At 49.8% G+C, this 15,411-nt stretch carries 9 protein-coding genes; 5 read left to right on the forward strand and 4 right to left on the reverse strand.

What is annotated here, in order from left to right; all coding sequences use genetic code 11:
- Positions 1-39 precede the first annotated feature (39 nt).
- From B5M13_RS31230 to B5M13_RS31245, 4 genes are all read right to left on the reverse strand, one after another.
- Positions 40-2,844, reverse strand: coding sequence for a TonB-dependent receptor (locus B5M13_RS31230; protein WP_080059388.1), 2,805 nt, complete (start codon positions 2,842-2,844; stop codon positions 40-42).
- A gap of 277 nt (positions 2,845-3,121) precedes the next feature.
- A complete protein-coding gene (locus B5M13_RS31235) occupies positions 3,122-4,807 on the reverse strand; it encodes a tetratricopeptide repeat protein (protein ID WP_245859596.1) in 1,686 nt (561 codons plus the stop codon).
- 138 nt (positions 4,808-4,945) lie between these two features.
- On the reverse strand, positions 4,946-6,256 hold the full coding sequence (locus tag B5M13_RS31240) for an esterase-like activity of phytase family protein (protein ID WP_080059389.1): 1,311 nt from the start codon (positions 6,254-6,256) through the stop codon (positions 4,946-4,948).
- Between the two features lie 176 nt (positions 6,257-6,432).
- Positions 6,433-7,365: a metallophosphoesterase family protein gene (locus B5M13_RS31245; RefSeq protein WP_170061221.1), complete on the reverse strand. Its 933-nt coding sequence runs from the start codon at positions 7,363-7,365 to the stop codon at positions 6,433-6,435.
- Positions 7,366-7,806: 441 nt separating this feature from the next.
- On the opposite strand from B5M13_RS31245, the gene B5M13_RS31250 reads away from it, so the two are divergent.
- From B5M13_RS31250 to B5M13_RS31270, 5 genes are all read left to right on the forward strand, one after another.
- Positions 7,807-8,979, forward strand: coding sequence for a pyridoxal phosphate-dependent aminotransferase (locus tag B5M13_RS31250; protein ID WP_080059391.1), 1,173 nt, complete (start codon positions 7,807-7,809; stop codon positions 8,977-8,979).
- 107 nt (positions 8,980-9,086) lie between these two features.
- Positions 9,087-10,661 carry a flavin monoamine oxidase family protein gene (locus B5M13_RS31255; protein ID WP_080059392.1) on the forward strand — a complete coding sequence of 525 codons (1,575 nt, stop codon included), beginning with the start codon at positions 9,087-9,089 and terminating at the stop codon, positions 10,659-10,661.
- A gap of 59 nt (positions 10,662-10,720) precedes the next feature.
- Positions 10,721-11,722 carry a Hint domain-containing protein gene (locus tag B5M13_RS31260; protein WP_080059393.1) on the forward strand — a complete coding sequence of 334 codons (1,002 nt, stop codon included), beginning with the start codon at positions 10,721-10,723 and terminating at the stop codon, positions 11,720-11,722.
- A gap of 217 nt (positions 11,723-11,939) precedes the next feature.
- Positions 11,940-13,148, forward strand: coding sequence for an acetyl-CoA C-acetyltransferase (locus tag B5M13_RS31265; protein WP_080059394.1), 1,209 nt, complete (start codon positions 11,940-11,942; stop codon positions 13,146-13,148).
- Positions 13,149-13,226: 78 nt separating this feature from the next.
- Complete coding sequence (locus B5M13_RS31270) at positions 13,227-15,395, forward strand: 3-hydroxyacyl-CoA dehydrogenase NAD-binding domain-containing protein (protein WP_080059395.1); 2,169 nt, start codon at positions 13,227-13,229, stop codon at positions 15,393-15,395.
- The last annotated feature ends 16 nt before the right edge of the window (positions 15,396-15,411 follow it).

The raw sequence follows: 15,411 nt of genomic DNA on the forward strand, positions 1-15,411 counted from the left end.
TGTTTTCTTTTGTTGAGTGCAGCCGTGGCAGCGAAAAGGTTATAACTTGTAGCGGATGCCTAGCACATACGAGCGTTGGTAGAAATCACGGCGGATGAGTGTCTTGCCCGATATGTCTTGGTTGGGGATGTCTGAATTTTTGCTGTTGACATTCTTGATGAAAATCTCCGTGGGTGTATTCAGTAGATTATTGGCTTTGGCAAATAGTAGGAATCCCCCGCCTGAACTGGCTCGGCCTGAACTGGCTCGGCCTGAACTGGCTCGGCCAAGTCGCTTTTCGAGCGAAGCATCCATCTGGACAAAGCCTTTCTGATACAGATCGTTATCTACAAACTGCGATACGGTATTGATACGGCCACCCGTGTAGCTGGCGGCAAGCTGGCCATCGAAGCCGTGTTCGGTGTCTTTGTAGAGCAGCGACAGGTTAGCTACGTGTGCCGACTGGCCATACAACGCCCGCGTTTGATTGACCGTGATCGTTTCCAGATCGCCCTGTGTATTGCGGATACGCTTCGATTTGGGTGTGGTAATGCTGGAGTTTGTATAGGTGTAATTGGCCTTTATCCCCCATTGCCGGAAATACTTGATGGCATCCAGTTCCAGGCCGAAGTTGGTCGCATTACCGAAATTGCCCGGTCCGTAATACAAATCCTGACCGCGAATGGCGTCTTTTTGCAGCGTGTATTCGATCGGGTCCTGAATGTGCTTGTAGAAAAGACCGATCATAAACTGTTCCAGCGGACGTGGAAAAAACTCGTAGCGTAAATCCACATTGTCGGCAATGGCCCGCTTCAGATTAGGATTGCCCCGCTCCTGATACTCTTCGTTGACAATCCGGTAGGGGACAATCTCGAAAAAGCCAGGTCGGTTCAAGGACCGGAAGTACGACAGGCGCCAGTTGGTTTGCTCGGTAGGTCGATAGCGGACGTGCAGGCTGGGTAACAAATCGGTGTAAACCTGGCTACCGGTTGGGTTATCTTCACCAATCGGGAATTTCATGGCGTAGTGCTGATCGGTATGCTCAACCCGTACCCCCCCCGTAATTTCGAGGGGTGTATCGGTGGTGCGGAATTGAAGGTAACCGGATGTCGTTTTCTCGCTGGCGTCGTAATTCAGGGCCGAGGCAACAGAGCCAAGGGGGTTCTGAATGGTCCAGACAATCTGGTTGTAATCACTGAAATCGACACCGTATTGGGCAAACGGGTTGCTTGGTCGAAGTGTGTAATTATTGTAAAAGTTAGTCCGTTGCTTATCACGGTATAGGCCACCGGCCAGCCATTCGACGGCTACACCCGCCAGGTTTGTTTTCAGCGTTAGGTTCAGATACCCCGCCAGATCCGTATCCGAGTTATGCTCCCATCGGCGTTGCCCATCCTGAACCGTCGTTCGTTTTTCAACAAAATTCTGGCGAATACCCAGCAAGGGTACATAGGTTTGATCGGGCACTTCGTTCGTCGCCGTCGAGTAAACGGTTGACCAGTTGATGCCAAAATTGGGCGTTAGCTGATGCGTTCCCTGAAGTGTGCTGTTGTAAATTTTCTGCTTCGTCAGTCGTGAGCGGGTTTCAAAACCCAGGGTTGCATTGCCCAGAACCGGATCGAAACCGCCAATGCCCAGTTCCGTCGATTTGGTTTCGCGGATTTGCTCATTGGCCAGGCTGATGAGTGCGTTGAACCACTGGATTTTATTTCGTTCATTAACCCGAAAGTCCATCTTGGCATGGATTCCATAGCGGGTTTGCCGTTCGGAGTACTCGCGCTCACTTTGTTTGTTGAGGGTAACACCCCGTAATGTATCGACCACATCACCATTGAAAAACAGGCTGTTGCTGCCTCGATACGTATTTTGGAGACTACCTGCCAGCATGACTCCCAATTTGCGGTTGAAAAATCGGTTGCCAATGGCAAAACTACCGAGCAGATTGGGCGGTGGCGCTTGCCGGGTATAGGTTGTTGAGGCTTTGTTGAAGTCGGCAAATTTGGCGCTATACTGGCTTCCAAACTGCTCATAAGGCGACTGCGCATTGATGTGTTTGGTATCGAAACTAACGAATGGACGATTGGCAAACAGTTCGCTATAGCCCGTCGAAAGATTGGCCAGCATAGTGGGGTGGTCGGGCGCATCTTTCATCACCATATTGATGGCTCCACCAACGGCATCTCCCTCCATGCTTGGTGTCAGGGCTTTGTAGACTTCGAGTCGATCGAGCAGTTCGGCCGGGAAAATGTCGAGCGGGACGTAGCGGTAGCGGTTGTCAGGACTGGGAATTTTCACCCCGTTGACGAGTGTGTAATTGTAGCGTTTGTCCATCCCCCGCAGAATGGCATACTGGCCGTCGCCATTGCTGTTCCGTTCAATCGAAATGCCCGAGACACGCTGTATGACATTGGCAACGGTAAGATCGGGCGACAGTTCGATGGTACGGCCTGAGACAATGTTGGTAACCTGCAGCGCATTTCGTTCGAGATCGCGGGCCGTACGGTCGCTGGCTCCGTCGCGTTTGCCCTTCACTGTTACTTCGGTCAGTTGGCGATCTGTATCCGTTTCGAGGAGCAAATCTAGCGTAACTGTTTGGTCGTCAGTCGTAAGGACGACATCACGACTCATGGTTCGGTAGGATACGTAGCTGATTCTGATTGTATGCTTGCCAATCGGTACATTCTTAATCAGAAAGGATCCATCCAGCCCTGATACATTGTAACGTTTAGTGTTTTCTATCAGTAATGTAGCTCCCACTACTGGCTGGCCCGTAGCCGCATCAATGGCCCTTCCCCGGATTGTGCCCGCCCAAACGCTTGAAGCAGTCAGTAGATAAAAACCAGCAATAAGTACAAGTCGATTCATTTGGTTTCCTGAAGAAGGTATCCTCTATGTTGCAACCACTCAATTCCATTTGTGATGGATGCCGCAAAGGTGAAGGCAGGAGAGAGAACCAGACAAATTTGACCCGTGAACAAAAAGGCAACAAGCCTGTCAGGGCCGTATACAACCAGGCAACACAGCTACCATTCGACACTTAATATTCTGGATTTCAACGGATTAATAGCACATTGAAACGCCATTATCTTATTATTAACAATGTGTTTCCTAATTGTGAAGCCGAACAGTGTTCTTTTAAATGTTATAGTTTTTCAGGAGAGGATTGTACTGACGCTGGAAACCGCTGAATGAAGGCGGAGAGTGATTCACCCTCGGCGAGGCTTATTTTCTTGCGTAATCGGTAACGGGCAACGCGTAGACTATCGGGCGAAATACCCAACAGCGTAGCTACGTCTGTCGAGTTGATATTCATCTTTAGTAGCGCAATAAGCCGCAGGTCAGTGGCCGTCAGGTCGGAGAACTGCTGGGTTAACGAATGGAAGAAATCGGGGTGTACCTGGTCGAAAATAGTACGGAAGTCGTCCCAGTATTTATCCTGGTTGAAACTCAGATCGATTTTCTGGGCCAGTTGCCGGAGTAGTTTTTTCTGATCGCGTTTGTCGTCTTTAAGGATAGCCGTCAGATCATTTTTTAGTTCTTCCAGCACCTGGTTTTTCTGAATAATCTGTAATGTATGAGCCGTTAACTCTTTGCTTTTCAGTTCTAGCTGGCTTTTCAGGTTGACTTCTTCCAGTTGTCTGTTCTTTAACTCGGCCTGAATGAGTTCATGCTGGGTGCGGAATATCTCCTGATTTTGCTGATGAAGCGCCTGCTGGTTTCGGAGCTTTAGCCGTTGCCGACTGATAATTACCGCCCCTAAAATGCCGATCAGCAGCAACACCACTACGGTAGCAATAATGATAATGAGATCGGTACGCTTCCGGGCATTAAGTTGCTCGATCTCACTGTCTTTTCGCTCTACTTCATACAGCGTTTGGAGTAAGGTTATCTGGTGATTGTTTTCGATACCGTAGATCTCATCGGTCAAATCCCGACTGCGCTCAATGTAATTATAGGCACTATCGGGTTGGTTCATCAGCCGGTAGGTTTTGGCAATGTCGCGGAGGGCAGCACTAAGCTGGTATAACTCCCCCTTTTGTTGCGACATACGCAGGGCCTTTCGGGAATACGCCAAACCTTCTTGGTATTTACCTGTTTTTCGAAACACATCGCCCAGATTGTTCAGAATTTCGAGTTGGCTGATTTCGTCATGGGTTTTCTGAGCAAGGACCAGGGCTTTTTGGTAATAATAATGCGCTGAGTCGTACCGGGCTTCATCCTCAAAAATACTCCCCAGGTTTTCGTAAATCTTGGTGAGACTACTTGTATCCCCTGCAGCAAGACTATGCGTGAAAGCCAGTCTCTGATACCGATAGGCCAGGTTAGGCGACTGTCGTTTTTCGTAGATGTGGCCAATATTGGCGTAGGTTTGAGCCAAGCCAACGGAGTTACGTTGCTGCTGATAGAAGGACAACGCTTCATTAAACTGGGCTAAAGCCTGATCGACCTGCTCATTGTAGTAATACACCGTGCCTAGCTCATTCCGATTTCGGGCCAGCCGGTTGGCATCGTTCTCGGCTAAAAAGATTTTTTGCGCCTGCAACAGAAAATCGATGGCCTGCGCATAGTTGCCTTGATGGTAGAAAAGCAGACCAATTTGTTGAAGTGATTCGCCTTCGGATCGTTTATCCTGTCGATTGATTGCCTGATCTAACCGGGCTTTGATGGCCCGGTAAACTGAATCGGGGTATTGCCGGGACAATTGTTCGGTGGTGCTAAGATTCTGGGCAAGGCAGTTGGCTGCTGCATAGGTTAACAGAACCAGCAGGACTAGCCAATCAGGCTTCAGGAGCGTAGGCTTCGACCAGAAACGTATACGTAGACACATCCTCAACTAGGCTAGGCAATAACTCTATAAAAATAGAGGCTTATCGACCAATTACTATAAACTTTTTCTGACCAGTTCAGCGCAGCCAAAAAAGCCACTCCCAATCGGAAGCGGCTTTTAATCTACTAACAGAAGTCGTTATCGGAGTGGCGTCGGTAAGGTTACAAAATAGATTCGGTTGACATCGACCTTACCTGTTGCCGGTAAAATTTTTGCAGTGAAGCCATTCTGCCCGTTATCAACTACGCCAAAATCGTCGTCGTTCGAAATGGCCAGTATATTATTGCCAATCAGGGCCATACCTTCGGCTTTGTCGTGCGGATAAACAGGGTTGAATCCAGCCAGAATATCAAATACGAGGGTTTTAGTAACAGGGGTGATTCCCGCATTCTGTAAACCCGTTTTGTCTTTCAACTGCTCCACCGTCAGGCCGCCGAATAGTTTGCCGTTTGTGCCATTGGCTGGGTCCGAGATATCGGTTGCTCCAGCCAGATCAATTTTAAAGACTCGCTTGAACGTAGCGGGTTTGGTTGGGTTGCCGCCGTAATCGCCGTCGCGCTCCAGCGTCAGGAAGGTCGTGTTGGTGATGGCCGCAATTTCACTACAGCCCGTCAGGCTGGCATTTTCCATCAAATAAGCATATTGCTTTGTAGCACCGCTAGCAATATCGAATGTTATAACGCGAAGGACCACCGAACCCGACACGGCTCCTGAACTGGGATTGTAGAGCGGCGACTGCATTAGACCAACCAATGTCTTGCCATCGGGCGTAATCGTCAGACCTTCCATGCCCCGGTTAGGTCGGCGAGTAGCCAGCACTTTGGGCAATGTACGGCCACCCGCACCCGTCCCGAATGGGTTGATCCGTTCAATGGTTTTGCCGCTGGCATCGAAGTGTACAATGTGGGGACCGTACTCGTCACTCACCCAGAAGCTACCGTCCGAAGCCAGGACCATACCTTCGGAATCAAGTCCGTCAGCATTTGGAGCGATTGGCTGGCCGTTTAAGTCGAGAGCCGTTTCTCCCGTACTACCCTGACCCGATGGATTAGGTAAGCCGGTTAGTAATTGGCCGGAGGCATTTTTCAGCAAAATGATCCTATCCAAAACCAGTTGATTTCCAACTACATGGAACTGACCAATTTGTGGAGTAAAATCTGACTTGCCGAAGATGATGGAGTTGGCGGCCTGGCCGGCTGCATTAGGGCCACGGTCGGTCAATAAGTAAAATACGTTTGGGTCTTTTGGGTCGGGAGCCAGGGCTGAGCCGAAACCGCCATTATAAATGGTTGTCCCATTGGGCGAAACAGCCAGTGTTTTAGGATTGGAAGCCTCGGAGAAGGTTGGATAGGCGACAAGGGAGGGAATGCGGTGGTCGTCGCAACCCGCTACGAGTAAGCTACCAACAACAACGGTGGCTACTAAAGAGGATATAGAACGTGTTTGCATAGAGACATATAGTGTTTGATAAATGCACAAAACTATAGCATCCCATATTATCCAAATGTGATATAAGGGGTAGATATATTAAGCCAGTTTTAATTTTTAACAACCTGGTAAGCAGGCATTTGTGATTTTGAGAAAAGGGTTACTTAACCCCAGAATTATCACGCATCCATTAGTACTCAAACCGACTGGCCATAGGCTACATAGGTATTGACGACCGAGCTATCATTGTACAGATCGACAAGGGCGTAACCCGCTGGCGTATGATGGTACTTGCCAAACCACCAGGCGCCACTCACGGCTCCATTACAGAAATAGCTTACATTACTATAGTCGACCCGATCAACCAGGTGAATATGCCCACTAAGAGCTGCCTTTACGTTTGGATACCGAGTGAATAAGTTAGTGAGCCGGACGGTGTCACTGTGCATCCAGCGGGCCGGTATGGTCCAGTTTTCACCAGCGAAACGAGGCCCGTCGAAAAAGACGCAGGCAGCCAGAATAGGTACGTGTGAAATAAGTAGGATAGGTACGTCGGCGGGTGTTGCTTTCAGGTCCGATTCGAGCCAGGCAAATTGTTCCTCGTCAAGATGGGCCGTGTACCAGCTTCCGTCGACTTTGGGTTGCACACTATCGAGGACAATAATGTGCCAGCCGTTTCGGGTCAGGCTGTAGTAGCGGTTGGCCAGCTGTAACTCGTCCATAGCCCATTTCTTGCCATCGTAGAACGATGCCTGGGTTTCCTGTCGGCACCAGATGTCGTGATTGCCAACGCAGCTCAGAATCGGCAGGGCATTTTCGCTTCCGATTACGTCCTGGTAGAGCTTCCATTGCCGCCGAACGCTATCCTGACCACGGCCATGTGCTTCCATAATGGCATCGCCCCCATTGATTATCAAATCCGGTTTGTCGGGCAGGCTTTGTATATGATGCAGGCATTTTTCAAACCCCCTCGCTGCCCCGACGAGCGGTTGCATATGTACGTCCGTAACATGGGCAATGCGTAAGACCCGTTGTTTGGGGATCGGAGCTACCTGAGCCGTAGCCAGTTCATTGACCGAAAGAGCCGCCAGGCCCATACCCATTCGTCTAACTAGCTGTCGACGATTCATGCAAGCACGTGTTGGTTTATGCAAAGTAAGAACCCAACTATGAACCCTTGATTAAAGCTGAGTTATGCTTGTATTAGATAATAGACTGATTACTAACGATTCCGTAATTTCCGGGTATTGTTCAGATCAGGAGCATCTGTTAATAAGCGAACGATTCGTACTGATGTAAACTTGGTTGTCCGTCCGATACGTCTGGAAACCGATTCCTAAATACTAGCGGCCTGCTTACATTCGAAAAATTATAAAAACTATATTTTGATAATAGTAATGTTACTTTATAATAGTTTGGGGATTTCGTATCACTACAGAATTATTTTGCAGGAGTTTCATGGTTTAGATACTTTTTTTCTAAGTATTAATTCGTACTTTCACAACACCCTATCTACTAAGGAGTTATATTTGACTTTACTCTAATTTTATCCGGGATAAATACAAAAACTCATGTCATCACAACTAACTCGCCGGGATTGGCTTCGGGCCAGTGGCTTTCTGACGGCCAGCATAAGCTTAAGTAGATTTACTCCCGCCGAAGCTGCTTACCCTGCCGCTCCGCTTGTATCGACGTTTACAAATGAATTCGCGTTTGCCGACGATCCGTTCGAAAAAATGGGGAAGCTTCGGGCGCGGCTCCTGGCCAATGAAAACCCGCTGGGTATATCGCCCAATGCGAAAGAAGCACTGGTAAAAGCGGCTGAAATCGGGAATCGGTACGCTTTTATGGAGTTTGGTCAGTTGAAAAAATTGATTGCCGCCGATGAAGGTGTAAAGTCCGAGCACATTATAATGTCGCCGGGCTCGTCGGATATTCTGATGGCGGCTGCCGATAATTTCGCGAAAGGGGGCGGTACCATCCTGACCAGTGTGATGACCTACGATGACCTGCTTCAGCGGGCCGAAAAGCTGGGCGCAAAAATCAAAGCGCTTCCAATGACAAAGGATTATAAGTATGACCTGCCCGCTATCAAGGCCGCCATTACGCCCGATGTGAAAATGGTTTACATCGTTAATCCGAACAACCCAACGGGGACGATTGTGCCAACGGCTGAACTGGAAGCCTTCTGTCGGGAAGTAGCGCCCAAAGTTCCGGTATTTATCGACGAAGCCTATATTGATTTCTTCGAACCTGCCGACCGCCCGAAACTAGGCAAACTGGTGTCGGAAGGGCTAAACGTGATTCTGGCGCGTACGTTTTCGAAAATTCACGGCTTTGCGGGGTTACGTTTAGGGTATGCGATGGCCCAGCCTGCCATGTTGCGAACCCTGCGTGATTATACCAATGCCGATTTTGCCGTTAGCATTACTACGTTGATGGCTGGTATTGCCAGCTATCAGGACAAAGATTGGCAAAACCATTGCCGGGCCGAAAACGCGAAAGCACGGGCCTATACCACTAAAGCGCTGATGGACATGGGATATGAAGTTATACCATCGTCGACCAACTTTATCCTATTCCCGATTCGTATGAAAACCGGGCCGTTCAGCAACCAGATGTTTGCGCAGGGAATCGGTATTCAAACCCGCGACTTTAACGGACAACCGTATTGCCGGGTAAGCGTCGGTACGATGGACGAAATGGCCATTTTTATGGATGGGTTTAAAAAAGTGGTTGGATAAAGGCAGTATTGCGAGTTAGGATCGAGTAGTGAGAATGCTGACGCAACATAAAAAGTATGCGCCAGCATTCTCACTACTCGATCCTCGCTCCTCTCTCCTGGTAAACTATGACAAGACGCGATTTTATTAATGCAACCAGCGCCAGCTATGCCAGTTTGTTGGCTTGGGGAATGATTCATCCGGCACCAGCGTCGGCATTCGATCTACCCGCCAATGGACAGAAGCAGGATGGCAAAGGACGAAAAGTAATCATTTTAGGAGCAGGTCTGGCTGGCTTAACGGCTGCTTATGAACTCGGTAAACTCGGCTACGATTGTACTGTGCTGGAAGCCCGATCGCGTTCAGGCGGGCGGGTCTGGACGATCCGGGGCGGCACCAAAGAAACCGAACTGGGTGGTGGAACGCCACAAGCCTGCTCGTTTGAAGATGGCTTATATTTTAATGGTGGAGCGGCTCGTATTCCGCACCATCACCAGATCACACTTCACTATTGCCGGGAGTTAGGGGTTCCGCTGCAGATTTTTAATGGCTCGAACGAGTCGGCTTACCTCTACAATGATGGCGGAACGGGCAATTTTGCCAACCGACGGATGCGCATCAGCGACTATCACCACGATATGCGCGGCTACACGTCTGAACTGCTGGCCAAAGCCCTTGATCAGTCGTCGCTGGATCAGCAATTGACCAAAGAAGACGTTGAAAAACTCATCGACTTTCTGAAAAATGAAGGCGATCTGAACACGGCTCATCTCTATAAGGGCACCAATCGACGGGGGTACAAAGACAAGAGCGATCCGGGCGCTGGCAATACCCCAGGCACATTGAGCGACCCTTACGGACTTACCGATTTGCTTCGGTCGGGATTTATGCAGCCGGTTTTCTACAACGTGGGCGATTACGCCTATGAACAACAGGCTACTTTGTTGCAGCCTGTTGGCGGCATGGATATGATTCCGAGGTCGTTTGAGAAGAAACTGGCGGGTAAAATCCTGTTCAACGCGCCCGTTAAGGAACTTCGCAAAACGGAAAACGGCGTTCGGGTTATTTATCAGAAAGATGGCAAACCTGTTGAACTCACGGGCGAATTCTGCGTTTGTACGCTGCCATTGCCGATGCTCAAAAATCTGGAATCGGATTTGTCGGGTACTGTGCAGCGAGCGGCTGACTTTATCCCTTACATGAAAACGGGTAAGATTGGCCTGCAATTCAAGCGCCGATTCTGGGAAGAAGACGATGGTATTTATGGAGGTATTTCACGGACTAACATGGATATCAACCAGATCTGGTATCCGTCGTTTGGTTTGCAGGAGAAAAAAGGAGTGCTGATCGGTTATTATAATTTCTATAGCCGCGCCGAAGCTGTGGGCGCACTATCGGTAGCTGATCGCCAGAAACTAGCCCTGGAGCAGGGTGGGAAAATTCATCCTCAATATCCGGCTGAGTTCGAAAATTCGTTTTCGCTGGCCTGGCACCGCATTCCATATAGCAACGGCGGCTGGGCCACTTACGACGACGCTACCCGCAAAAAGTACTACCCTGCTCTGCTCGAACCCGATGGAAACATCTATTTTGCGGGTGAGCATACCACGTATCTGACGGCCTGGATGGCCGGAGCATTCACATCGGCCCGCCGTACGGTCGAAGCCATTCACGCTCGTGTGGGTGAGTACACCAAGAAGTAAATTGTCATTAACCTGAGCCTAAGCGGTCTTAAAATCGTTGGGATTTGAACGAATAAACTATGAAAAACAACCTGCTCTCTCTTTTACTTTTTATTTGTTGCGCCATGGCTACTCAATTGATTAGTCAGCGTGTGTGGGCGCAAACGGCTTCTGCCAGCATGACTGTTGAGCAGTTAAATGCGATCAAAGCCATTAAAATCGCGAATCTCGATAAAGATACCTATTTCAAATCAGGCGGTTTTATCCTGGATCGCTATGAAGAACGTCCGGCTTATGTGTTTGCCTACAGCGATGGCATCACCCGGAAAATTTACCTCTACAAAGTCTTCTCCGCTGAAGATACCAAAGAACTGGGCCTGCTGGCTATTTATAAAAACGAGAAAACGGGAGCGGTAAAGCCATTTGTAATTCCCGGAGCCTCGGCCGACCGAAAAGCCTGGGATGCGTATATCGACGACCTGAAATACGTTGGTGAAAAAGAGCCCGGCCTGATGTCGACGTTAACCTTTGTACTTTCCCGCGAAATGGCTGGCCTGCTGTCGGGCGGTGCCGGAAAAGCGGATGAAGGAAGCGGCAAGAAAAAAGAAGAGTACAATTTCTGTTTTGCAGCCGATGCCCTGGTAACCCTGGCCGACGGTTCATCCAAAGCTATTCAGGACATTGCTGTAAACGATGTGGTGATGGGCTATGAGGCTAAAACCAAAACGCTTGCCCCCACACACGTTACCCGAATCGACGTGCATACTGGTTCATTCGCGTTGGCTGGTGTATGGGTAGCACCCGTTCAGGAAATAACGGCCGATACCCGTACAACGCTAACTGCACCCACACTGCTCGAAGCGACGGCCAACCATCCTGTGCTGACAGCTACGGGCCGAAAGGCGCTGGGTGATATAAAAGCAGGTGAAGTCGTTTACCGCTATGATGCCACAACTCAGGGCGTGGTAGCCTACAAAGTGCTTCGTCTCGCTGCTTCTGTTCGTTCCGTTGGCAAAGTTTATAACCTGGTTACCGGATCAGGAGCTTACCTGGTTGGTGAAACAGTAGTGCTCGATAAATAAAATAAGCTTTTGACTTATACCAGAACGGGTATAAATTTGGTAGGAAAAGCCAGATTTATACCCGTTCTGGTATAATTATGAAAATGGGAATCAGGAGCTTCCTTACATAACGCCGACTTTCTAAATACTCCTCTATTTCCATTGCCCTATTCTGCTTTTGCCTGTACATTTGTCTGATAAAACCGTATGCGAGCATACTAATTCAGGCAACAAAATCATGGCAGAAGCTTTCATTTATGATGCGGTTCGCACACCGCGCGGGCGTGGTAAAAGCGACGGTTCGCTGCATGACGTGCAGCCCATTCAACTTCTTACAACCGTCCTGCGGGAACTTCGGGATCGCAACCAACTCGATACCTCCTTAGTCGATGATGTAATTATGGGCTGTGTAACGCCTATTGGCGAACAGGGTGCCGATATTGCCCGAACAGCCGCCATTGAGGCCGATTATGCCGAATCGGTGGCGGGCGTACAACTCAATCGGTTTTGTTCATCGGGCCTGGAAGCAATAAACATGGCTGCAGCTTATGTGATGTCGGGGCAGGTAGATGCCATTGTGGCGGGTGGCGTAGAGTCGATGTCGCGGGTGCCGATGGGTTCCGATGGTGGGGCTTTGTTCATGAATCCGCAGATTGTGGCCCGGCATAACATTGTTCCCCAGGGCATTTCGGCCGATTTGATTGCGACGAAATACGGGTATTCCCGGCTGGATGTAGATACCTTCGCGGCCGAGTCGTACCGGAGGGCTGTTGAGGCACAGGCGGCCCATCGGTTTCAGAAAACGCTGGTCCCCATCACCGATATTGTCGGAAATACCTTACTCGACCGCGACGAAGGGGTTAGACCCGGCACAACGGTCGACAGTTTAAGCAAACTCAAACCCGCTTTCGAAGGCATCGGCCAGATGGGACTGGATGCGCTGGCACTGCTCAAATACGCTCAATACGACAAAATAAATCACGTTCACCATGCCGGTAACTCCTCGCAGATTGTAGACGGGGCCGCTGGGCTACTAATTGGCAGCAAGGAATTTGGCGAAAAAACGGGCCTGAAACCACGGGCGCGTATCAAATCGTTTGCGGTAGTCGGTTCTGAACCTACCATTATGCTGACTGGCCCCATTCCGGCTACGCGCAAAGTGCTCAAACGAACTGGTATGCAAATCAGCGACATCGATCTGTTTGAGGTCAACGAAGCCTTTGCCGCTGTACCGTTATTATTTATGGATGAGCTTGGTGTGTCGCATAATCAACTGAATGTCAACGGAGGGGCAATCGCCTTGGGCCACCCGTTGGGAGCTACGGGTGCTATTTTGTCGGCCACACTGATCGACGAGTTGGAACGCGTGGATAAACAGGTTGGCCTTACTACACTCTGCATAGGCGGAGGTATGGGAATCGCCACCATTTTTGAGCGCGTAAGCTGAAAACCAATAGAACGCAGATCTTCATCCATCGTAAAAATCTGCGCTCCATCTATGACCGATAATACCCTACTATAAAAAATGGCAATTCACTATTCCGTCAATGATACCATAGCGTTCATCACCTGGGAAATGACAACCAGCCCGATGAACGTGCTTAATGATGAATCGATTCCTGAATTTGAAGCGGCTCTGCAACGGGCCTATACCGACGATTCGGTTAAGGGCGTCATTATCAGTTCGAATAAGCCTGAGTTTGTGGCTGGTGCCGACCTCAAGATGATCCTACGCAACAACGACAAAGACCCCGCTGAAATGCAGAAGGTTTCGCTGGAGTTGAACCGGGTTTTTCGTCGCATCGAAACATCGGGCAAACCGACCGTAGCCGCCATCAATGGAACGGCTCTGGGTGGTGGTTACGAAATCTGCCTGGCCTGTCACCACCGGGTGGCACTAAATAATCCTAAAACCCTGATTGGTCTGGTTGAAGTAACGATTGGCCTATTGCCGGGGGCGGGTGGTACGCAGCGACTACCCCGTATGCTTGGCATGCAGGCGGCTTTACCCCTGCTTTTGGAAGGCAAAAAAGTAAGTGTTCAGGAAGCGAAGAGTCTCGGTATGGTCGATGCCATTGCCGATACGCCTGACGACATGCTGGCACAGGCGCGTACCTGGATCGAAGCGAACGGAACGCCCGGCCGGCCCAAACCCATAAAACACTGGGATGAGATTGATCGCAAAACCGGCAAGATTGTCGGAAAAGATAACGCCAAAGTACCAGGTGGCGCGGTTCAGAGTGTCGTGGGGGCTCAGACGTTTAGTGCCGGAACGGCAATGCTCATGGATAAAACAAAGGGAAATTATCCTGCTCCGCTGGCCATCATGTCATGCGTGTATGAAGGGTTGCAGGTGAACATCGACCGGGCGCTAGTGATCGAATCCCGCTATTTTGCCGAAGTAGCGACCTCAAACGTGGCCAAAAGCCTGATCCAGACGATGTTTCTGGGACTGAACGAAGCGAACAAAGGCATTAGTCGCCCGAAGGATATTCCGAAAACGGACGTAAAAAAACTGGGTATTCTGGGAGCGGGAATGATGGGTGCCGGGATAGCCTATGTATCGGCACAGGCCGGTATCGAAGTCGTTCTGAAAGACGTATCCATTGAAGCGGCTGAGAAAGGGAAAACCTATTCGCAGACGCTGCTTCAGAAAGGTATGGAGCGCGGCAAAATTGATGCCGCAACCGCCGAACGTGTTCTTAAATTGATCAAACCGACGGCGAAAACGGAAGACCTGCGCGGCTGTGATCTGATCATCGAAGCCGTTTTCGAAAATCGGGAGTTGAAGGCGCAGGTAACTCGGGAAGCCGAACCGATGCTGGCCGATCAGGGGCTGAATGTGTTTGCGTCCAATACATCGACGTTACCTATCAGTGGCTTAGCGCAGGCAGCCGCGAACCCAGCAAATTTTATTGGGATTCACTTCTTTTCGCCCGTCGATAAGATGGCGCTGGTCGAAATCATTGTGGGTCGGCAGACATCAGATTATGCGCTGGCCGTAGCTATGGATTATGTTCGTAAAATTCGGAAAACGCCCATCGTCGTTAACGACTCAAGAGGTTTTTATACCTCGCGGTGTTTCAGTACCTACACCGCCGAAGGGATGGAATTGCTCAAAGAAGGCGTAAATCCTATACTCATTGAAAATGGCGGTAAAGATGCGGGTATGCCGGTAGGGCCACTGGCCGTAACCGATGAAGTATCGCTGGAGTTGGTGTACAAAATTTCGGGGCAGGGGATTCAGGATGGGGCTGTTCCCGAAGCTGATACGAGTTACCAGATCGCCAAACAGTTCGTTAACCTTGGTCGCTTAGGTAAGAAAGCCAAAGCCGGTTTTTACGAGTATGCCGACGACCGGACTAAGAAACTATGGCCGGGTTTACAGGACTTATTCCCACTGGCCGACTTGCAACCATCGCTCGATGAAGTAAAGACCCGGCTGCTATATCGACAGGCCATCGAAGCTGTACGTTGTTTTGAGGAAGGGGTTGTGCGAACCAAACTCGATGCCGATCTCGGTTCTATTCTGGGTTGGGGTTTCCCGGCCTATACAGGGGGAGCGCTGTCGTTTGTCGATTTTATCGGGCTTGAAACATTTGCCAACACCCTCGACCGACTGGCCGATACGTATGGAGAACGCTTCCGACCAACGGCCCAATTGCGTGAGCAGGTAGCTTTAAGAAAGGGTTAGGTGCGAGGAGTGTGAA

It is taken from the genome of Spirosoma aerolatum (assembly GCF_002056795.1).
In the GTDB taxonomy this organism is placed as follows: Bacteria; Bacteroidota; Bacteroidia; order Cytophagales; family Spirosomataceae; genus Spirosoma; species Spirosoma aerolatum.